Source organism: Streptomyces sp. NPDC050738 (genome assembly GCF_040654175.1).
Lineage (GTDB): Bacteria > Actinomycetota > Actinomycetes > Streptomycetales > Streptomycetaceae > Streptomyces.
In genome coordinates this window covers 26,716-47,391 of the sequence record NZ_JBFAHN010000014.1, presented here as the reverse complement: position 1 = coordinate 47,391, position 20,676 = coordinate 26,716, and the positions used below count along the sequence as shown (strand labels likewise).

The window sequence follows — 20,676 nt, the reverse complement described above, 5'->3', positions numbered from 1 at the left end:
GGAGGGGGAGCGTCAGCGCTGGTAGCGGTCGAGGACGCGCTGGCCGTCTCCCGCGAGTTTCGTCCGGAGGGAGCCGAGAGTGCCGGAGCCGTTGTAGTAGTTCTGGAACGCCGGGGTGGCGATCTTGTCCTTCCACTCGGCGTATCCGCGCACCCCGAGAACCGGGGAGGGGACGAGGTTCCCGAAGATCTGGCTGCCGGTGTTCCAGCCGTCCTTCGGCGAGCTCAGCGCCGGGTCCTTCAGCGCCGAGGTGCTGGTCGGCAGCATCCAGTCGCCGAGGGCCAGGCGCGCCGCGTTCTTCCCCTGGGTGAGGAAGGAGATGAAGTCGACGGCGGCCTGCTTGTGCGCGGAGTCCTGCGAGACCGAGAGGGTCTGCGGTACGACGCCCTGGGTCTCCCCGGCCGCTCCGCTGCCCGCCGGGAGCGGCAGGACGGTCCACTGGAAGCCCTTGGGCGCCTGCTGCTTGACCTGCTGGCGGTAGGAGAAGTTCAGCGGAACCATGGCGTACTTGCCGGCGAAGAAGCCGGGCAGGGTGTCGGAGCCGCTCATGCCCAGGCTGCTCTTCGGCGAGGTGTGCTCGACGTTGATCTGCCGGTTGATGAGCTGGGAGACGGCCGACTCGGCGGGGTCGAAGGCCACCTTGTTCTTGCCGGCGGCGCGGCTGAAGATCGTGCCGCCGGTGGAGACGGAGAGGTTGACCGACTGGCTGACCGGCTCCTTCATGGACCAGGCCACGCCGTACTGCTCAGGCCTGGAACCCGAGCCCTTCACGGTCATCTTCTTCGACGCCTGCTCGAACTCCGCCCAGCTCCACGGGTGGGCCGCGGTCGGAATCCTTGCCCCCGAGGCCTTCAGGAGCTTGGTGTTGGCGATCAGGACGCGCGGCTCCTGGAGGAACGGCACACCGTAGACACCCTTGTCGTACGTGGTGGTGTTCCACGACTGCCCCGGGATGTCCCGCTTCAGCGAGGCGGGCAGCAGCTTGCCGATGTCGGCCAGGTCGCCGCCGTACGCGAAGTCCGTGAGGTCGGAGGCGTCGTCATGGATGATGTCCGGCGCCGCGCCGCCCTCGAAGGACGTCAGGAGCTGGTCGTGGATTCCGTCCCAGCTGCCCTGTACGTACTTGACCTGGACGTCGGGGTGCGCGGTGTTCCACTCCTTCACCAGCGCCTTGTTGGCGGCGACGGAGTCCTGCTGCCAGGCCAGGCTGAGGAATTCGAGGGTGATCCGGCCGTGGGCGTCACCCGTGTCGCCCTGGGAGCAGCCGGCGACCAGTGCCAGGCCCAGGGTCGCGGCCAGCGCGGCCGTCGCGGTGCGCAGCCGGGTCCTCGCGGGGGTGCGCATCAGCCCTTCACCGCCCCGGCGAGCATGCCGCCGACCAGTCTGCGCTGGAGCAGCGCGAAGAAGAGCAGGCTGGGGATGGTGGCGATGACGGAGGCCGCGGCGAGCGGTCCGAGGTCCGCGACGCCCTCGGCGCCGAGGAACCGGGTGAGGATCACGGACATGGTCTGGTGCTCCGGGGACTTGAGCAGGACGAGGGCGAAGAAGAACTCGTTCCAGGCGGTGACGAAGGTGAACATCGCGGTGGCCACCAGACCTGGGGTGAGCAGCGGGAAGACCACGCTGACCAGGGTGCGCAGACGGCTCGCGCCGTCCACGGCCGCGGCCTCCTCGAGGGTGACGGGCACGGCCTTGACGTACCCCTGGAGCATCCAGAGGGAGAAGGGCAGGTTCCACACGACGTACACCGCGATCAGCCCCACCAGGGAGTCGATCAGGTGCAGGTTCTTCAGGACGAGGAACAGCGGGATGATGATCAGCACGAACGGGAACGCCTGGCTGATGAGCACCCAGCCGTTGGCGGCCGTGGTCATCCGTGAGCGGAAGCGGACCAGCGCGTAGGCGGCGGGCACCGCGAGGGCGGTCGCGATCACGGTGGCGCTGCCGGCCACGATGAAGCTGTTGAGCGCGGCGTGGAGCAGCGGCTGGGTGTCGAAGGCCGTACGGAAGTTGTCCAGCGTCGGATGCCTGGGCAGCCACGTCGGGTCGATCGAGCCCAGCTCCTGCGGCGACTTGAAGGCCGTGGAGAGAAGCCAGAGCAGCGGGAAGGCCAGGAAGACCAGGTAGCACAGGAGGCCGAGGTACTGGCCGGTGCGGCCGGCGGTGCGACGGGCGCGGAGCCCTGCGGGGATGCTCATGCCGTCTCCTCGTTGAGCTTCTTGCGCAGCGTCAGGGTGAGGAGGACGGCGATCACCGCGACCATCCCCAGGCCCATGGCGGCGGCGTATCCGAACTGGCCGTACTTGAAGGCCTCGTCGTACGCGAAGAGCATCGGGAGCTGGGTCTTGCCGCCCGGGCCGCCCTGGGTCAGGACGTAGACCAGGCCGAAGGAATTGAAGTTCCAGATGAAGTTCAGGGCGGTCACCGAGATCACCACCGGCTTGATGGCCGGCCAGGTGACGTTGGTGAAGCGGCGCCAGATTCCTGCGCCGTCGAGGTTCGCGGCCTCCGTCAGCTCGACCGGTACGTTCTGCAGCCCGGCCAGCAGGACCACGGTGGTCTGCGGCATGCCCGCCCAGACTCCGACGACGATCACGGCGGGGAGGGCGACGGAGAGGCCGGTGAGCCAGTCGACGTTCTGGTGGATCACATGAAGCTGCGTCAGGACCTTGTTCAGGATGCCCGCGTCGGGGTGGTAGACCAGGCGCCACATGATGCCGACGACGACCTCGGGCATGGCCCAGGGGACGAGTGCCAGGGTCCGCGCCAGCCAGCGGAACCGCAGGTTCTGGTTGAGCAGCAGGGCCAGGCCCAGCGACATGAGGAACTGCAGCGCGGTGACGCTGACCGCCCAGATGATCCCGATCTTGAAGGACTGCCAGAAGAGCGAGTCGTGCAGCAGATCGGTGAAGTTGGCCAGGCCCAGGAACTTCGTGGACGTCGTACGTCCCGCCTGCGCGTCCGTGAAGGCCAGGGATATGCCGTAGAGCAGTGGGCCCACGCTGAGCACGAGGATCGGTATCAGGGCGGGGGCCAGCAGGAACCAGGCCCCCCGGTCCAGACCGAGCGCGCGCTTGCGCTGCTCGGGGGAGCGGGGCGGCGGGGTGCCGCGATGGTCCAGGGCGTCGTTGCCCCGGACTGCGGTGACACTCATGCGAACCTCAGGTTCTCCTGTTCGGTTGCCGGCGCGGTCGAGCTGCGTACGACAAGGCGGGGTATGGCGGTGGTGTGCTGGGGGGTTTCGGGGGCGGTCCCGTGGCCGAGGCGGGCGAGAAGGAGTTCGGCCGCCCGCCGGCCGCGCTCGGCCGATCCCAGGTCCACGCTGGTGAGCGGGGGCCAGGCGGCCTGGGCGAGGGCGCTGTCGTCCATGCCCACCACGGCGATGTCGTCGGGGACGCGTACGGAGCGGGTGTGCAGGGTGCGGATCGCGCCGACGGCCAGCTGGTCGTTGGCGCAGAAGATCGCGTCGGGTGCGGCGGCCAGCAGCGACTCGGCGGCGCGGGCTCCCGACTCGGTGGCGAAGTCGGTGGAGACGACGAGGGACGCGTCGTACGGCAGGGCGCAGTCGGCGAGCCCCTGGCGGTAGCCGGCCATGCGATTGCGTCCCGGGACCGTGTCCGAGGGGCCGTTGACGAAGGCGATCCGGCGGCGGCCGGTCATGTGCAGATGCTGTACGGCCATCGCGGCGCCCAGGACGGAGTCGGCGCGCACGCTGTCGATGGGCACGCCTTCGGGGAGGGAACCGATGACGACGACAGGGGCGGCGGCCGAGTTCAGCGTGCGGACGTACGCATCCGTGATGCGGATGGGGCACAGGATGAGTCCGTCGCTGGTGCGGTCGCTGAGACTGCGGATGACGGCGAGTTCGTCCTCGACGACCGCGTCGGTGGAGTGCAGCAGCAGCCGGTAGCCGGCGGCCTTGGTGACCGCCTGGATCTCGCGGACCATCGTCACGTAGACGGGGTTGCCGATGTCTTCCATGGCGAACGTCAGCTGCCGGGTCCGCCCGCCCTTGAGCGAGCGGGCCACCGCGTTGGGGACGTAACCGAGTTCGGCCACGGCCTCCTCGACCCTGCGCAGGGTGTCGGCGCGCACGGTCAGTCCGTTGAGGACACGGGAGACGGAGGCGATGGACACCCCTGCACGCTCGGCGATCGACACGATGGTCGGTGGCCCCTGTGATGTCATGCCTGCCCCCTGAGCGGTGAATGACGCGGTGGCTGTAAACGTTTTCAGCAACTGGAAACGATTACAGATGTTGCTTACATCTTTCTTCCGCGTCAACGGGTCGGCGATGTGATCCACATCTCACCGGGGGGCTGCGGCCCAGGTCAGTGCAGGCGAGCAGCCAGTGCGAGGGTGCGCCGCGCGCCCTCCACGACGGCCTCGTCAACAAAACGGCCGTCGGGGAGAGCGAGCGCGCCGGCGTCGGCGGCCGCGGCTTTCACGAGCTCCCGGGCCGCCTCCGTCTCCGCTTCCGTGGGCGTGAACGCCCGCTCGATCACGGGCAGTTGGCGGGGGTGGATGGCTGCCCGGCCGAGGAATCCCAGGGACCGGCCGCGGGTGCAGCTCGCGGCCAGGCCGTCCAGGTCCCGGATGTCGGGGAAGACGGACTGGGCGGGCGGGGCCAGGCCGGCCGCGCGGGCCGCCACCACGATCCGGCTGCGGGCGAAGTCCAGGCCCGCGTCGTGACGTACCCCCAGATCCGCCCGGAGGTCCGCCTCCCCGAGGGCGATGCCGAGGACGGAGGGGTGGGCGGAGGCGACCGTGTACGCGTTCTCGACTCCGAGCGCGGACTCGATCAGCGCGTACAGCGGAACTCCGCACGCGGCGGCCCGGGTTACCTGCTCCCGGCACGTCACCTTGGGGAGGCGGAAGGCGGACAGGCCCGGGAGGTGGGCGAGCGCCTCGATGTCCTGCTCCGTGGAGATCCGTACATGGACCGGGGCGGGCCGGGGCTGCGCGAGGAGTTCCGCCGTGGCGTCGCGGGCGTAGCCCTTGCGGTGCGGGGCCACCGCGTCCTCCAGGTCGACGATCACCACGTCGGCGCCGGAGTCGAGGGCCTTGGCGACCACTTCGGGGCGGTCGCCCGGTGCGTACAGCCAGGTCAGCGGCGTGGACTGCGGGGGAGTCGGGGTCGTCGGCGGGGTGCCGTCCGCCGTCATGAGGCGCTGTCGATCTCCGTGCGGTACGGCATCGAAGGGGTGGCCCCGGTCCGCTGGACGCAGAGAGCTGCCGCCGTCGTCGCCCAGGCGATCGCCGCCGGCATCGGCTTGCCCTCGCCGAGCGCCACGGCCAGCGCGCCGACGAAGGCGTCCCCGGCGCCCGTCGTGTCGACGGCCTCGACTTCGTGCGCCGGGGTGAGGAGGGGCTCGGAGGTCCGGGTCGCGTAGAGCGTCCCCTCGGAGCCGAGGGTGATCAGGACCTCGGGGACGTCCTTGAGGAGCGCGGCTGCCGCTTCGTACGCGTCGGTGAGGCCGTTGGTGAGGGCCTGGGATTCGAGGCGGTTGGGGATCAACAGGTCGGTGACAGCGAGGAGTTCGGGGGGAAGCGGCTGGGCGGGGGCGGGCGTGAGGAGCGTACGGACGTTGTTCCTGCGGGCCGCCTCGGCTCCGGCGATCACTCCGGAGAGGGGGAGTTCGAGCTGGAGGAGGAGGGTCGCCGAGGAGGCGATCACGGCCTCGTCGCCGGGGGCCAGCGCGGTGACCGTGCCGTTGGCGCCGGGGATGACGACGATGGAGTTGGAGCCTGCGGAGTCGACCACGATGTGCGCGGTGCCGGTGAGGCCCTCGGTGGTGCGCAGGGAGTCGGTGTCGACTCCGGCCTGGGTGAGGGCGGTGCGGAGCGTGGTGCCGTGGGGGTCGTTGCCGACGGCGCCGATCATGGTGACCGTGGCGCCCGCGCGGGCGGCGGCGACGGCCTGGTTGGCGCCCTTGCCGCCCGGGATCGTACGGAACTCGTGGCCGGTGACCGTCTCGCTGCGGGCCGGGTGGCGGTCGACGTACACGACCAGGTCCATGTTGGTGGAGCCGAGGACGGTGATGCCGGTGCGGGGGGTGTCGGTGATCGTCATGGGCGGATGGCCTCCTGGCGCGTGGGGTGGGTGAGGGTGTCGAGGACCGAGGCGGAGAGATCGCCGTCGGCGTGGGTGAGGGCTGCGGCCGGTTCCAGGTGTGCCGACGTGCCTGGCCGTGACGCCGGTGCGCGGCGGAGCATCAGCGAGCCGCGAGGGCCGCGAACGCCGACTCGTGCGTGCGGCGCCGCTCCGCGTCCTGGGCGAAGACCTCCCGCGTCACCTCCGCCAACTCCCTTGCGGGGGTGAGGAGATCGAGGCGGCAGGCCTCCGCCACCGTCTTCGACCAGTCGCAGTCCCGGCTGTAGTTGACGGAGCCCTGGACCGTGTGGCGGAAGTCGCCGTTGCCGACGAGAAGCATCCCCGGGGCGATCGGGAGTTCCTCGATGGCGTGCACGCGCGAGGGGCGGCGCGCGGCCGGCGACGGCTTGCGGTAGTCAGGGCCGACCGTGTCGTACGGGGCCACCGCCTCGCGCAGCGGGCGCATCGCCGTCTCGAAGTCCGTGTGGCGCGACGCCACTTCGCGGACCGCTTCGCTCGCCGTACGCGTGCCGTCCTTGGCCGGCGAGAGCGCCGCCCCCGCCGGGTTCGCCGCGTTGACCGGGCCCACCGGCGGGGGGAGCGCCTCCGCCTCCAGCTCGGGGATCCAGCGCGGCGTGCCGATCAGGTCGGGGACCAGGTGGTCGGCGACCGAGTATGCGGTGAGGTGATCGCGGACCGTGCCGTACACGCGGATCAGCGCGTGCGTCATCAAGGTGTCGTCGGTGACGTGCCCATCGCCCTTGTGGTGCGGCGCGATGGGCCTGGCCGTGCGCCGGTCGTCGCCACGGAAGGGGCCGGCGATGCCGCGCACGCGGCCACCGTGCCGTTCACTGATCTGCTCAGGTGTCCAGCCCTCGACCGGTCCGCCGAGCGCGTCGCCGACCGCCGCGCCGGTCGGGCTGCCCGCGATCCGGTCCTCAAGTGTGAGCGTCATGTCGGAATTGTCCATCTGGGGCGGTTGATTGCCGTGCCTGTACGAGAAGTTCGGCGAGTTCCACCAGATCCGTGCCCGCGAGCCGGGGCAGCGCGCAGCCGACCAGCGTCCTGCAGGCCTGTCGCCAGGTGTCGGGGAGTGCTGCCGCGCCGCCGAGCGCGCCGGTCAGGGCGCCGGCCAGGGCGGGTGCGGAGTCGGCGACCCGGGAGAGGCAGGCGGCGGTGGGCACGGCTTCGGTGATGCGGCCGCCGGAGGCGAGGGTGAGTGCCAGGGCGACGGGGACGGTCTCGGCGGCGGCGATCCCGTAGCTGTAGATGTGGTCGACGATCTCGTGTTCCAGGCGGGGGACCAGGGCGAACGCGCCCTCGGCGTCGCGGGCGAGCTTCACCGCGTGCGCGGCGTTGCGGCCGATCTCCGTGGACTCGGGCAGCTGGGCGAGGGCGGCTTCGACGGCCTCGTACGGGTCGGCGCCGCCGAGCGCCGCGGCGACGGCTGCGGCCATCGCGCGGGCGCCGTGCACTCCGTCGCCGTCCTGGGTGTAGCGGGCGTCGTACTCGGCGAGTTCGGCGGCGGCGACCGGGTCGCCCGGGTGGACGACGGCCAGCGCACAGGCCCGTACGCAGGCCGCGTCGTCGAAGTAGTGCGGGTTGTCGTGCCCTGTGGCGGGCGGGCGCAGCCCGTTGGCGAGGTTGCCCAGACCCGCGCGCACCGAGATCCGGGCGCGCAGCGGCAGGACCGCCGACTCCACCTCGGGGGCGCGGTCGGCGGCCGCGGCGATCTCGGCGGCGAAGGACCGCCAGGCGAGGTCGATGGCGCTGCGGATCCGGCCCGGCGGCGCGTGGAGCAAGGTCGTGGCGGTGTACGCCGCCCACTCGGCGTCGTCGGACGGGCCGAGCTGGAGCGGCTCGGGGTCCTGGTTGAGGGCGATGGGCACGGGCAGGGTGGTCGTGGCGTTCTGCTCGGCGAAGGTGTCGAGTTCACGGGTGAGGCGGCGCGTCCACTCGGGCATCCTGGCCGCCCGGTGACGCGCGGCCGGCCACCCGGCGGCGTCCCCGGCGGCAAGGCCGAGGAGCAGCCCTTCGACGCGGCGGTCCGGGTCCTTCGTCATGACGTCACCGCCGTCGGCTCGTCGTCGGGGGTCAGGAGATCGGCGATGTCCAGGACGTGATAGCCGGCCATCTCCGGCAGGCAGCTGCCGCGCACCGGGCCGATCACGGTCGACCACTCCTCGGGGATCGACTGCGCCCCCTTCATCGCGCCCGCCAGCGCGCCGGCCACCGCAGCCGTCGTGTCCGCGTCGCGGCCCATGTTCACCGCCGTGAGGACCGAGGCGCGGAAGTCGCCGCGTGCGTACGCGAAAGCTCCGAAGGCCAGGCCGACCGCCTCCGGCGCCAGGTCCGTCCAGGGGTAGCCGCCGATGACCACCGCCGAGCGGATCGCCCGCTCGCCCCGGTCGGCCGCGACCACCGCGCGGCGCATCGAGCGGGCCGTCCAGGAGTCCATCGGTACGACGGAGAGCGCCGCCCCGATCACGGCCGCCGGGCCCGCGCCCGACATCGCCGCGGCCACGCCCGCCGCCACCGCCTGGCCTCCGTAGATGCCCTCGCCCTCGTGGCTCACCGAGCCGTCGACGGCGACGAGGCGGGCCGCCTCGGCGGGACGGCCCGCGGCGAACACCCCGAAGGGCGCCGCCCGCATGGCGAGTCCGTCGCTCCAGGCGTGCCGGTGCTGGGCGGAGATGGGGGCGGCCAGGCCGCGGCGGAGGTTCTCCAGGGTGCCGCGCTCGCTGAAACCCGCGCCGCGGAAGGGGCCCTCGTCGAGGTCGGCGATCCAGCGGTGCCAGGCCCGCTCCACATGGGACGCGGTGAGGGCCGAGCCGTGCCGGGCGAGGAGGAGACCCGAGAAGATCGCGTACTCGGTGTCGTCCGTGCCCGCCGGGTTGTCGGAGACGAAGCCTTCGATACGGCCCCAGCGGCGGCGGATCTCCGAGGGGCGCATGTTCTCCGCGGGCGCCCCGAGCGCGTCGCCGACGGCCAGCCCGAGCAGGGCCCCGCGGCCCCTTTCGCGGAGGTCGGCGGCGAGCGGCAGAGGGGTCCGCGGGCGATTGCATGCAATCGCCCAGGGGTCGGGGGGTTTCCCCGCAGGTGAGTACAGCATGGCTAGCGCCTCCAGGGGCTCGCCGACCGGTTCCTGGATGTGTGCCACACCGCGCGCCTCACGCGCCGTTGAAACCTCACTGTCACCCGGTCGGAATCGGCCGGGAGTGGCGGCTCCGCCGCTGGTAAGTACGGCCTGGCTTGCTGGCGGGGGTTTTGAATCGTGCGTACTTTCGAAGCTGTTGAGGGGGAAGCGGGGCTGCCCGAACCCGCAGTGCACGAATCAAGGGGATAGCTGTGTCCATCATCGATACCGAAGCGACGCTGCACGAGGCGCACCGCGACAACCACACCCACCGCGATGTCAACGGCGGCTGGCTGCGCCCCGCCGTCTTCGGTGCGATGGACGGGCTCGTCTCCAACCTCGCGCTCATGACGGGTGTCGCGGGCGGGGATGTCTCGCACCGCACGATCGTGATCACCGGGCTCGCCGGTCTCGCGGCCGGAGCCTTCTCCATGGCGGCGGGTGAGTACACGTCAGTCGCTTCGCAGCGCGAGCTCGTCGAGGCCGAACTGGACGTCGAGCGGCGCGAGTTGCGCAAGCACCCCAAGGACGAGGAGAACGAGCTCGCCGCGTTGTACGAGTCCCGGGGCGTCGAGGCGGAGCTGGCGCGCGAGGTCGCGCGGCAGCTGTCGAAGGATCCGGAGATGGCGCTGGAAATCCATGCGCGCGAGGAGCTGGGCATCGACCCCGGCGATCTGCCGTCGCCGCTCATAGCCGCGGTCTCCTCCTTCACGGCCTTCGCGCTCGGCGCGCTGCTGCCCCTGCTGCCCTACCTGCTCGGCGCGCAGGCGCTGTGGCCCGCGCTGGTCGTGGCGCTGTTCGGGCTCTTCGGCTGCGGGGCGGTCGTGGCGAGGGTCACGGCCCGGTCCTGGTGGTACAGCGGGCTGCGGCAGCTGGCGCTCGGCGGGGCCGCGGCAGGTGTGACGTACGCCCTGGGCACACTGTTCGGAACCGCCGTAGGGTGAGACACTATGTGGAGCGCTGCATAAGTAGTCCGTTACCCAGCGGTTTTGATCCGTTAACCGTGGGGCATAAGGCGAAAGCGCTGTGGGCAACGACGCCTGCTCTGCTGCGGGTCGACGGAGACCGATCTGTCCCCCTCCGACCCACCTCCACCGCGTGATGCGGTGTCCGCATGCTGGAATGAACTATCCGCTTTCCGAGAAGCGTTCCATCATGTAACCTGCACGAAATTTCGCAGAGGGCCAACGTCGTCCCTCGGCTATTGCATATGCCACGACGACGACGGGAGTGCCGATGCGTTCCGACGCCTGGTCGCCCATGGAGGGTCGCCCCGCCCAGCAGGGGATGTACGACCCTCGTAACGAACACGATGCCTGCGGTGTCGGGTTCGTGGCCACTCTTACCGGTGTGGCCAGCCATGAGCTGGTCGAACAGGCGCTGACCGTACTGCGCAATCTCGAACACCGCGGTGCCACGGGCTCCGAGCCGGACTCCGGCGACGGCGCAGGAATCCTGCTCCAGGTCCCGGACGCCTTCCTCCGCGAGACCGCCGGATTCGACCTCCCCGAGGCCGGTTCGTACGCCGTCGGAATCGGCTTCCTGCCGATAGACGACAGTGCGGCAGCCGTCTCACAGATCGAGACGATCGCCGCCGAAGAGGGCCTCACCGTCCTCGGCTGGCGTGAGGTGCCCGTCACCCCCGATCTCCTCGGCAACGGCGCCCGCGCCACCATGCCGGCCTTCCGCCAGCTCTTCGTGGCCGACGGCAGCTCCAAGGACATCGCGCTCGACCGCAAGGCCTTCGTCCTGCGCAAGCGCGCCGAGCGTGAGGCCGGGGTGTACTTCCCCTCGCTCTCCGCCCGGACGATCGTCTACAAGGGCATGCTCACCACGGGACAGCTGGAGCCGTTCTTCCCGGACCTCTCCGACCGCCGTTTCGCCACGGCCGTCGCCCTGGTCCACTCCCGCTTCTCCACGAACACCTTCCCCAGCTGGCCGCTGGCCCACCCGTACCGCTTCGTCGCGCACAACGGCGAGATCAACACGGTCAAGGGCAACCGCAACTGGATGAAGGCCCGCGAGTCCCAGCTCGCCTCCAGCCTCTTCGGCCCGGAGAAGCTGGACCGCATCTTCCCCGTCTGCACCCCGGACGCCTCCGACTCGGCCTCCTTCGACGAGGTCCTGGAGCTGCTCCACCTCGGCGGCCGCTCGCTGCCGCACTCGGTGCTGATGATGGTCCCCGAGGCGTGGGAGAACCACGACTCGATGGACCCCGACCGCCGCGCCTTCTACCAGTACCACTCCACGATGATGGAGCCCTGGGACGGCCCGGCCTGCGTCACCTTCACCGACGGCACCCAGGTCGGCGCGGTCCTCGACCGCAACGGTCTGCGCCCCGGCCGCTACTGGGTCACCGACGACGGCCTCGTCGTGCTCTCCTCCGAGGTCGGCGTGCTCGACATCGACCCGGCGAAGGTCGTCCGCAAGGGCCGCCTGCAGCCCGGCAAGATGTTCCTCGTCGACACCGCCGAGCACCGCATCATCGAGGACGACGAGATCAAGGCGGCCCTGGCCGCCGAGAAGCCGTACGCCCAGTGGCTGGAAACCGGCGAGATCGAGCTCGAGGACCTCCCCGAGCGCGAGCACATCGTCCACACCCACGCCTCGGTCACCCGCCGCCAGCAGACCTTCGGCTACACCGAGGAAGAGCTCCGCGTCATCCTCGCGCCGATGGCCCGCACCTCCGGCGAGCCGCTCGGCTCCATGGGTACGGACTCGCCGATCGCCGCGCTCTCCGAGCGCCCGCGCCTGCTCTTCGACTACTTCACCCAGCTCTTCGCGCAGGTCACCAACCCGCCGCTGGACGCCATCCGCGAGGAGCTCGTCACCTCGCTGCGCTCCGTGCTCGGCCCCGCGGGCAACCTGCTGGAGCCGACCGCGGCCGCGTGTCGCAGCGTCACGCTGCCCTTCCCGGTGATCGACAACGACGAGCTCGCCAAGCTCATCCACATCAACGCCGACGGCGACATGCCGGGCATGAAGGCGGCGACGCTTTCCGGCCTCTACCGCGTCTCCGGCGGCGGCGAGGCCCTGGCCGCCCGGCTGCGGGAGATCTGCGCCGAGGCGGATGCGGCCATCGAGGCCGGCGCCCGACTGATCGTCCTCTCCGACCGGCACTCCGACGCCGAGCACGCACCGATCCCCTCGCTGCTGCTCACCTCGGCCGTCCACCACCACCTCATCGGCACCAAGCAGCGCACCCAGGTGGGCCTGCTCGTCGAGGCCGGTGACGTCCGCGAGGTGCACCACGTCGCGCTGCTCATCGGTTACGGAGCCGCGGCCGTCAACCCGTACCTTGCGATGGAGTCCGTCGAGGACCTCGTCAGGGCGGGCACCTTCATAGAGGGTCTCGAGTCCGAGCAGGCCATCCGCAACCTGATCTACGCGCTCGGCAAGGGCGTGCTCAAGGTCATGTCGAAGATGGGCATCTCGACCGTCGCCTCCTACCGCGGTGCGCAGGTCTTCGAGGCCGTCGGTCTCGACGAGGCCTTCGTCGCGGAGTACTTCAACGGCACGGCCACCAAGATCGGCGGCGCCGGTCTCGACGTCGTCGCCAAGGAGGTCGCGGCCAGGCACGCCAAGGCGTACCCCGTCTCCGGCATCGCCGCATCGCACCGCGCGCTGGAGATCGGCGGCGAGTACCAGTGGCGCCGCGAGGGCGAGCCGCACCTCTTCGACCCGGAGACGGTCTTCCGCCTGCAGCACGCCACGCGCAACCGGCGCTACGACATCTTCAAGCAGTACACGGGCCGCGTGAACGAGCAGTCCGAGCGGCTGATGACGCTGCGCGGATTGTTCGGCTTCAAGTCCGGCCGTGAGCCGATCTCCATCGACGAGGTCGAGTCGGCCTCCGAGATCGTCAAGCGCTTCTCGACCGGCGCCATGTCGTACGGCTCGATCTCGCAGGAAGCCCACGAGACCATGGCCATCGCCATGAACCAGCTCGGTGGCAAGTCCAACACCGGTGAAGGCGGTGAGGACCCGGAGCGTCTCTACGACCCGGCCCGCCGCTCCTCCATCAAGCAGGTCGCCTCCGGCCGCTTCGGTGTGACCAGCGAATACCTGGTCAACGCGGACGACATCCAGATCAAGATGGCGCAGGGTGCCAAGCCCGGCGAGGGCGGCCAGCTGCCCGGCCACAAGGTCTACCCGTGGGTCGCCAAGACGCGTCACTCGACGCCGGGCGTGGGCCTCATCTCCCCGCCGCCGCACCACGACATCTACTCCATCGAGGACCTGGCTCAGCTGATCCACGACCTCAAGAACGCCAACCCGGTCGCACGTATCCACGTGAAGCTGGTGTCGGAAGTCGGGGTCGGCACGGTCGCAGCGGGTGTCTCCAAGGCGCACGCGGACGTCGTCCTCATCTCCGGCCACGACGGCGGTACGGGAGCCTCGCCTCTCACCTCGCTGAAGCACGCGGGCGGTCCCTGGGAGCTCGGCCTCGCCGAGACCCAGCAGACGCTGCTGCTCAACGGCCTGCGCGACCGCATCGTCGTGCAGACCGACGGCCAGCTCAAGACCGGCCGCGACGTCATCATCGCCGCGCTGCTCGGCGCCGAGGAGTTCGGTTTCGCGACCGCGCCGCTCGTCGTCTCCGGCTGCGTCATGATGCGCGTCTGCCACCTCGACACCTGCCCGGTGGGCATCGCCACCCAGAACCCCGTTCTGCGTGACCGCTTCTCCGGCAAGGCCGAGTACATCGTCAACTTCTTCCAGTTCATCGCCGAAGAGGTCCGCGAGCTGCTGGCCGAGCTCGGCTTCCGTACGATCGAAGAGGCCGTCGGCCACGCCGAGCTCCTCGACACCGAGCGGGCCGTGGACCACTGGAAGGCGCAGGGGCTCGACCTCAACCCGCTCTTCTACGTCCCCGAGCTGCCCGAGGGCGCCGTACGCCACCAGGTCATCACCCAGGACCACGGTCTGGAGAAGGCGCTCGACAACGAGCTCATCAAGCTCGCCGCCGACGCGCTGCAGGCCTCGGCCGCCGAAGAGGCGCACCCGGTCCGCGCACAGGTCGCCATCCGCAACATCAACCGGACCGTCGGCACCATGCTCGGCCACGAGGTGACGAAGAAGTTCGGCGGTGCGGGCCTGCCCGACGACACCATCGACATCACCTTCACGGGTTCGGCCGGTCAGTCGTTCGGCGCGTTCGTGCCGCGCGGTGTGACGCTGCGCCTCGAAGGCGACGCCAACGACTATGTGGGCAAGGGCCTTTCGGGCGGGCGCGTCATCGTCCGTCCCGACCGTGGCGCCGACCACCTCGCCGAGTACTCGACGATCGCGGGCAACACGATCGGCTACGGCGCCACCGGCGGCGAGCTGTTCCTGCGCGGCCGTACCGGCGAGCGGTTCTGTGTCCGTAACTCCGGTGCCACGGTCGTCTCGGAAGGCGTGGGCGACCACGGCTGCGAGTACATGACCGGCGGTCACGCGGTCGTCCTCGGCGAGACGGGGCGTAACTTCGCGGCCGGCATGTCCGGCGGTGTCGCGTACGTCATCGACCTCGTCAAGGACAACGTCAACTCGGGGAACGTCGGCGCGATCGAGGCCCTCGACGAGACCGACAAGCAGTGGCTGCACGGTGTCGTGCAGCGCCACGCCGAGGAGACCGGGTCCACCGTGGCCGAGAAGCTCCTCGCCGAGTGGGACACCGCGGTGGACCGCTTCAGCAAGATCATCCCGACCACGTACAAGGCAGTGCTCGCCGCCAAGGACGCCGCTGAGCTGGCCGGTCTCTCCGAGACCGAGACCACCGAGAAGATGATGGAGGCGGCGACCAATGGCTGACCCCAAGGGCTTTTTGACCACGGGCCGCGAGGTCGCACAGACCCGCCCCGTCGGCGAGCGGCTGAAGGACTGGAACGAGGTCTACGTTCCGGGCTCCCTGCTGCCGATCATCAGCAAGCAGGCCGGACGCTGCATGGACTGCGGCATCCCCTTCTGCCACAACGGCTGTCCGCTGGGGAACCTGATCCCCGAGTGGAACGACTACGCGTACCGCGAGGACTGGTCGGCGGCGAGCGAGCGCCTGCACGCCACGAACAACTTCCCGGAGTTCACGGGCCGTCTGTGCCCCGCTCCGTGCGAGTCGGCGTGTGTGCTCGGCATCAACCAGCCGGCCGTCACGATCAAGAACGTCGAAGTCTCGATCATCGACAAGGCGTGGGACAGCGGCGACGTCACCCCGCAGCCGCCGCAGCGGCTCAGCGGCAAGACCGTCGCGGTCATCGGCTCGGGCCCGGCGGGCCTGGCCGCCGCCCAGCAGCTGACGCGGGCCGGCCACACGGTCGCCGTGTACGAGCGGGCCGACCGCATCGGCGGTCTCCTGCGGTACGGCATCCCCGAGTTCAAGATGGAGAAGGTGCACATCAACCGCCGCATCGAGCAGATGCGCGCGGAGGGCACCAAGTTCCGTACCGAGGTCGAGATCGGCCGCGACATCGACGCGTCGAAGCTGCGCAAGCGCCACGACGCGGTCGTCATCGCGGCGGGCGCCACGGTCTCCCGCGACCTTCCGGTCCCGGGCCGTGAGCTCAACGGCATCCACTTCGCGATGGAGTACCTGCCGCTCTCGAACAAGGTGCAGGAGGGCGACTTCGTCACCCCGCCGATCACCGCCGAGGGCAAGCACGTGGTCGTCATCGGCGGCGGCGACACGGGCGCGGACTGCGTGGGCACCGCCCACCGCCAGGGCGCGGCCTCGGTCACCCAGCTGGAGATCATGCCGCGGCCGGGCGACGACCGTTCGGCCGGGCAGCCCTGGCCGACCTTCCCGATGCTCTACAAGGTCACCTCGGCTCACGAGGAGGGCGGCGAGCGGGTCTACTCCGTCTCGACCACGCACTTCGAGGGCGACGAGGACGGGAACGTCCAGTTCCTGCACCTGACCGAGGTCGAGTTCATCGACGGCAAGCTGACGCCGAAGCCGGGCACGGAGCGCAAGATCCCCGCCCAGCTCGTCACGCTGGCCATGGGCTTCACGGGCACGGACCAGGCCAACGGTCTGGTCCAGCAGTTCGGTCTCGAGCTCGACGAGCGCGGCAATGTCGCGCGCGATGCCGATTTCGCCACGAATGTGGACGGCGTGTACGTTGCTGGTGACGCGGGCCGCGGCCAGTCGCTCATCGTGTGGGCGATCGCCGAGGGTCGCTCGGCGGCGCGTGGCGTGGACCGCTTCCTCACGGGGGCGAGCGAGCTGCACGCCCCGATCAAGCCGACGGACCGTTCCCTGATGGTCTGACCCGGCCCCCGCAAAGACGTCCCGTACAACGGCGTACGGAACTGAACACGGCGCTTGCCCCACTGTCCCCGACCGGACGACTGGGCGGGCGCCGTGACGCGTTTCGCCTGCGGCGCGGCGGGGTGGGTGCGCCCCCGTCCTTTTGCGGGGGCTGCGCCCCCGCACCCCCCGGTACGCGACCTTCGGCCGCGTGTCCTCAATCGCCGGACGGGCTTGATTTTTGCCGGCACCGGCTCACATGTGCGGGTTGTGCGTCCGGGGGCGGAGCCCCGCCCCGTCGCGGCTATTGACTAAAAGTCAGTTTCGCAGCACGCTCGGGGCCGAGCCAGCCAACCGCCCCTCCGGGAGGTCCCGTGAGCACCGCTGCCCTGCCGCAACTCGCCACCGAGCTCAACGCCCCGCCCCCCGACTCCGTCGCCCAACTTTCCGAGCCCCAGATCCAGTTGCTCGCCGACGCCCTGCGGGGCGAACGCGCCCGTCGCGCCGAAGGGCTCGGTGAGGCCGCCGAGGAAGCGCTCAAGCTCGTGCCCGCCCTGGCCCGTGGGCCCGTCCGCCGCATCCTCTTCAGGTGAAGGGACGCCCTCCCATGGACACCTTGCGCAATCGCGCCGAGACCCAGAAGCTCGCCCGCCTCCTCGGGGAGGAGCCCGACCGGCTCTCCTTCCTCCAGGACCTCCCCGCCGACGACGTCCGCGCCCTGCGCGAGCAGACCGTGGCCGCCCTCTACGACGATCAGCCCGAGATGCTCGACCGCATCGCCAAGGCCACCAAGCTCGTCCCCGCCGGGGTCGCCGCCGCCATTTCCCAGAAGGCGCTCGGCCCCCGCCTGGCCGCCGCCGTCGCAGGCCGGCTCGAGCCGCCCCGCGCCGCCGACATCATCGAGAAGCTGCCCGTCTCCTTCACCGCCGAGTCCTGCGCCCATCTCGACCCCCGCAGGATCCCCGGCATCGTCGACCGCCTCGACGAGAACCTCGTCGTACGGATCGCGGTCACCCTCGCCGAGCGCGGCGACCACATCACCATGGGGCGCTTCGTCGGACATCTGCGCGACCACGCCCTGGAGCGGATCCTTCCGCAGGTCGGGGACGACGACGTACTGCGCTCCGGATACGCCGTCGACCAGCCAGAACAGCTCGGCAGGATCATCGCGTTGATGGGGCAGGAGCGCCTCGCCTCCGTCATCGCTTCGGCCGCCGCCGACGGCCTGTGGCCCGAGGCGCTCGCCGTCGCGGGGATGGTCACCGGGGAGCAGCGCGCCGCCATCGCGACGCTCGCCGCCCGCAGGCCGCAGGACGAACTCGACTCCCTGGTACGGGTCGTGGCGGATCAGGGGCTGTGGGAGTCGCTGCTCCCGCTCGTCGCCGTACTCGACGAGGAGGACCGCAGGGGCGTCGCCGTACTCCCGTCGCTGCGCGAGAGCGACGTGCTCGCGGGGGTCGTACGGGCCGTCGTGGCGACCGGTCTGTGGGCCGAGTTCCTGCCGCTGGTCGGGCTGCTGCCCGAGGAGTCCCGCAAGGTCGTCGCGGACGCGGCGGGCCACCTCGCGGACAGCGAGCTCGACGCTCTCGCCCGCGAGGTCGACAAGCAGGACCTGTGGGAACTGGTGCTGCCGCTCGTGGAGTTGATGGACGACACCGGCAAGCAGCGCATCTTCGAACTGCCGGCTTTCCAGGACCAGGCCGGGGAGTGAGCGGGCCGGTCAGCCGGTCGTCTGGCCCCCGTCGACGGTGAACTCCGTCCCCGTCACATACGAGGACGCGTCCGAGACGAGGAACCCGACCAGCTGACCGGCCTCCTCCGGCTGCCCCATCCGCCCCAGCGGCACATGCGACCAGTCCTTGTCCGCGACCGCCGCCGTCATAGGGGTGTCGATCGCCCCGGGGTGCACGGAGTTCACCCGTATCCCGTACGGCGCCAGGTCCAGCGCCGAAGAGCGGGTGAGGCCGCGCAGGCCGAACTTCGTCGACCCGTACGCCGCATGGCCCTTGATCCCCACCAGCCCTGCCGTCGACGAGACGTTCACGATCGATCCGCCGCCCGCCTCCTTCATCGCCGGGACCACCGCCCGTATCCCCAGGAACGGGCCGATGAGGTTGACCCGCAGCAGGCTCTCGAAGTTCTCCAGGGTCTCGTCCTCCACGGACGCCGTCCGCCACAGCGCCGCGTTGTTCACCAGCGCGTCCAGCCGCCCGAAGGCGCTGAGCACGGCCTCGACCACCGACGTCCAGTCCGCGGCCTCGGACACGTCATGCGGCACGAACACCCCTTTTCCACCAAGGGACTTGGCGACCTCCTCGCCCTCGTCCTCCCGTACGTCCGTGACCACCACCCGCGCCCCCGCCCCGGCGAACATCCGCGCCTCCGCCGCGCCCTGGCCGCGTCCCGCCCCCGTGATGACGACGACCTTGCCTTCCAGAGAGTTCATTTCAGCCCCTCGCTCGGTGTCGTACTGTCGGCTGATCGAATCGAGTGGACGGAGCACCGGATGCCCATCAGCCTCCAGAAGATGGAGGAGACCGCGCCCGCGCTCGTCAGCCTCTACAAGACCGCAGGCATATCACTGAACAAGCACGGTCTGAACGGCGAGCGCGCAGCGGTCTACCTGGTCATCGACTACTCAGGATCGATGAAGCCCTACTACCAGGACGGCAGCGTCCAGGCCCTCGCCGACCGCGTGCTCGGTCTCGCCGCGCACTTCGACGACGACGGCACGGTCCCCGTCGTCTTCTTCTCCACCGACGTCGACGCCGTCGAGGACATCACCCTCGCCAACCACCACGGCCGCGTCGAGAAGATCGCCGCCGGGCTCGGCCACATGGGGAAGACCAGCTACCACCTGGCCATGGACGCCGTCATCGACCACTACCTCGACAGCGGCTCGACCGCGCCCGCCCTCGTCGTCTTCCAGACGGACGGCGGCCCGATCAACAAGCTCGCCGCCGAACGCTATGTCTGCAAGGCCGCCAAGCTGCCGATGTTCTGGCAGTTCATCGGCTTCGGTGACCGGGGCAGCAAGCAGTTCGATTTCCTCCGCAAACTCGACGAACTCGCCGTCCCCGCCCGCCGCCCCGTCGACAACGCGGGCTTCTTCCACGCCGGCAGCGACCCGCGGAAGGTCTCCGACGGCGAGCTCTACGACCGGCTGGTGGCAGAGTTCCCCGTATGGCTGAGCACGGTGCGGGCGGCAGGGATGGTGCGGTGACAGAGGTGCGGGCAGAGGTACGGGCAGGGGTACGGGTCCTGAGGGCCGCCGGGCGCCCGGCCGTCCCCTGGAAGAACGGCGGCGGCATCACCCGCGAGATCGCCGCCTGGCCCGAGGGCGCGGACATGGACGACTTCGCCTGGCGCGTCAGCCTCGCCGACGTCACCGCCGACGGACCCTTCTCCGCCTTCCCCGAAGTGGACCGCACACTGACCGTCGTCGAAGGCGCCGGGATGGACCTCACCGTGGGCGGCCTGCGGACCCTGGTCGACGAGCGGTTCGTACCGCGCGACTTCGCGGGCGACACCGCGACCGACTGCCGCCTTCTCGACGGCCCCGTCGTGAACTTCAACGTGATGTACCGCAGAGGCCGCACGGAGGTCACCACGGCGGTCCTGCGCGGCCGGACCCCGGTCGAGGTCCCGCCCGGCGCGACCGTACTGGTCGTCGCGCTGGACGGGTCCGCGGTCCTGGAGGGCGCGGGCATCGAACTCGGGCCGTACGACGCCGCGTTGGCGACCCGCGGCCCCCTGGGCGTGCTGCGCGCCGAGCGGCGCACGGCGCTGGTCACCATGCGCATGGCACAGTGACGGCCATGACTTCTCTCGTACGACACATCACGATCGACTGCGCCGACGCCCACAAGCTGGCGACGTTCTGGTCGCAGGTCCTTGACGCCCCGCTGGCCGACGACGACTTCCCCGGAGACCCGGAGGCGCTGGTGCAGGCGCCGGGCGTCGGGGTGCTGTTCGTCCAGGTCCCCGAGTCCAAGTCCGTGAAGAACCGCGTCCACCTCGACCTTCAGCCGCAGGACCGTTCCCGCGACGAAGAGGTGGAGCGGCTGCTGGAGCTGGGTGCCTCCCTGGTGGCCGACCGGCGCAATCCGGACGGCACCGGCTGGGCGCTCATGGCCGACCCCGAGGGCAACGAATTCTGTGTCGAGCGCAGCGTCGCCGAGCGGGAGAAGACCTCCGGGGCCCAGTGAGCCGGCCCGG

General features: G+C 70.6%; 17 protein-coding genes and 1 pseudogene. 8 read left to right on the top strand and 10 right to left on the bottom strand.

What is annotated here, in order from left to right:
* Positions 1-12: 12 nt before the first annotated feature.
* The 9 genes from AB0H78_RS29340 to AB0H78_RS29300 form a co-directional block, all read right to left on the bottom strand.
* A complete protein-coding gene (locus AB0H78_RS29340; protein ID WP_363237662.1) occupies positions 13-1,344 on the bottom strand; it encodes a sugar ABC transporter substrate-binding protein in 1,332 nt (443 codons plus the stop codon).
* Positions 1,344-2,198: a carbohydrate ABC transporter permease gene (locus AB0H78_RS29335; RefSeq protein WP_363237661.1), complete on the bottom strand. Its 855-nt coding sequence runs from the start codon at positions 2,196-2,198 to the stop codon at positions 1,344-1,346. The genes AB0H78_RS29340 and AB0H78_RS29335 overlap by 1 nt, the downstream gene beginning before the upstream one ends.
* Positions 2,195-3,154: a sugar ABC transporter permease gene (locus AB0H78_RS29330; RefSeq protein WP_363237660.1), complete on the bottom strand. Its 960-nt coding sequence runs from the start codon at positions 3,152-3,154 to the stop codon at positions 2,195-2,197. The genes AB0H78_RS29335 and AB0H78_RS29330 overlap by 4 nt, the downstream gene beginning before the upstream one ends.
* Complete coding sequence (locus tag AB0H78_RS29325) at positions 3,151-4,188, bottom strand: LacI family DNA-binding transcriptional regulator (RefSeq protein WP_363237659.1); 1,038 nt, start codon at positions 4,186-4,188, stop codon at positions 3,151-3,153. The genes AB0H78_RS29330 and AB0H78_RS29325 overlap by 4 nt, the downstream gene beginning before the upstream one ends.
* A gap of 143 nt (positions 4,189-4,331) precedes the next feature.
* Positions 4,332-5,165, bottom strand: coding sequence for a CoA ester lyase (locus tag AB0H78_RS29320; protein WP_363237658.1), 834 nt, complete (start codon positions 5,163-5,165; stop codon positions 4,332-4,334).
* Positions 5,162-6,073 (bottom strand): ribokinase, encoded by a 912-nt coding sequence (gene rbsK, locus AB0H78_RS29315; RefSeq protein WP_363237657.1) that lies wholly within the window; start codon positions 6,071-6,073, stop codon positions 5,162-5,164. Before rbsK ends, AB0H78_RS29320 begins: the two co-directional genes overlap by 4 nt.
* 142 nt (positions 6,074-6,215) lie before the next feature.
* Positions 6,216-7,049: an ADP-ribosylglycohydrolase family protein gene (locus AB0H78_RS29310; RefSeq protein ID WP_363237656.1), complete on the bottom strand. Its 834-nt coding sequence runs from the start codon at positions 7,047-7,049 to the stop codon at positions 6,216-6,218.
* A complete protein-coding gene (locus tag AB0H78_RS29305) occupies positions 7,033-8,157 on the bottom strand; it encodes an ADP-ribosylglycohydrolase family protein (RefSeq protein ID WP_363237655.1) in 1,125 nt (374 codons plus the stop codon). Before AB0H78_RS29305 ends, AB0H78_RS29310 begins: the two co-directional genes overlap by 17 nt.
* Positions 8,154-9,137, bottom strand: coding sequence for an ADP-ribosylglycohydrolase family protein (locus AB0H78_RS29300; RefSeq protein ID WP_363237802.1), 984 nt, complete (start codon positions 9,135-9,137; stop codon positions 8,154-8,156). The genes AB0H78_RS29305 and AB0H78_RS29300 overlap by 4 nt, the downstream gene beginning before the upstream one ends.
* A 305-nt stretch (positions 9,138-9,442) precedes the next feature.
* Here AB0H78_RS29300 and AB0H78_RS29295 point away from each other — a divergent pair, with 305 nt between their 5' ends.
* From AB0H78_RS29295 to AB0H78_RS29275, 5 genes are all read left to right on the top strand, one after another.
* A complete protein-coding gene (locus tag AB0H78_RS29295; RefSeq protein ID WP_363237654.1) occupies positions 9,443-10,174 on the top strand; it encodes a VIT1/CCC1 transporter family protein in 732 nt (243 codons plus the stop codon).
* A gap of 292 nt (positions 10,175-10,466) precedes the next feature.
* Positions 10,467-15,026, top strand: coding sequence for a glutamate synthase large subunit (gene gltB / locus AB0H78_RS29290; RefSeq protein WP_363237653.1), 4,560 nt, complete (start codon positions 10,467-10,469; stop codon positions 15,024-15,026).
* A complete protein-coding gene (locus tag AB0H78_RS29285) occupies positions 15,019-16,479 on the top strand; it encodes a glutamate synthase subunit beta (RefSeq protein WP_363237652.1) in 1,461 nt (486 codons plus the stop codon). Before gltB ends, AB0H78_RS29285 begins: the two co-directional genes overlap by 8 nt.
* A gap of 353 nt (positions 16,480-16,832) precedes the next feature.
* Positions 16,833-17,051: a hypothetical protein gene (locus tag AB0H78_RS29280; RefSeq protein WP_363237651.1), complete on the top strand. Its 219-nt coding sequence runs from the start codon at positions 16,833-16,835 to the stop codon at positions 17,049-17,051.
* 14 nt (positions 17,052-17,065) lie between these two features.
* Positions 17,066-18,169, top strand: coding sequence for a hypothetical protein (locus AB0H78_RS29275; protein WP_363237650.1), 1,104 nt, complete (start codon positions 17,066-17,068; stop codon positions 18,167-18,169).
* 9 nt (positions 18,170-18,178) lie between these two features.
* On the opposite strand, the gene AB0H78_RS29270 is transcribed toward AB0H78_RS29275, so the two are convergent.
* Complete coding sequence (locus tag AB0H78_RS29270) at positions 18,179-18,904, bottom strand: glucose 1-dehydrogenase (protein WP_363237649.1); 726 nt, start codon at positions 18,902-18,904, stop codon at positions 18,179-18,181.
* A gap of 60 nt (positions 18,905-18,964) precedes the next feature.
* On the opposite strand from AB0H78_RS29270, the gene AB0H78_RS29265 reads away from it, so the two are divergent.
* The 3 genes and pseudogenes from AB0H78_RS29265 to AB0H78_RS29255 all read left to right on the top strand — a co-directional run.
* Positions 18,965-19,681 carry a VWA domain-containing protein gene (locus AB0H78_RS29265; RefSeq protein WP_363237648.1) on the top strand — a complete coding sequence of 239 codons (717 nt, stop codon included), beginning with the start codon at positions 18,965-18,967 and terminating at the stop codon, positions 19,679-19,681.
* Positions 19,642-20,271 (top strand): HutD family protein, encoded by a 630-nt coding sequence (locus tag AB0H78_RS29260; protein ID WP_363237647.1) that lies wholly within the window; start codon positions 19,642-19,644, stop codon positions 20,269-20,271. The genes AB0H78_RS29265 and AB0H78_RS29260 overlap by 40 nt, the downstream gene beginning before the upstream one ends.
* Before the next feature lie 5 nt (positions 20,272-20,276).
* Positions 20,277-20,663 (top strand): annotated as a pseudogene (locus AB0H78_RS29255) (VOC family protein); the annotation flags it as partial.
* Positions 20,664-20,676 lie beyond the last annotated feature (13 nt).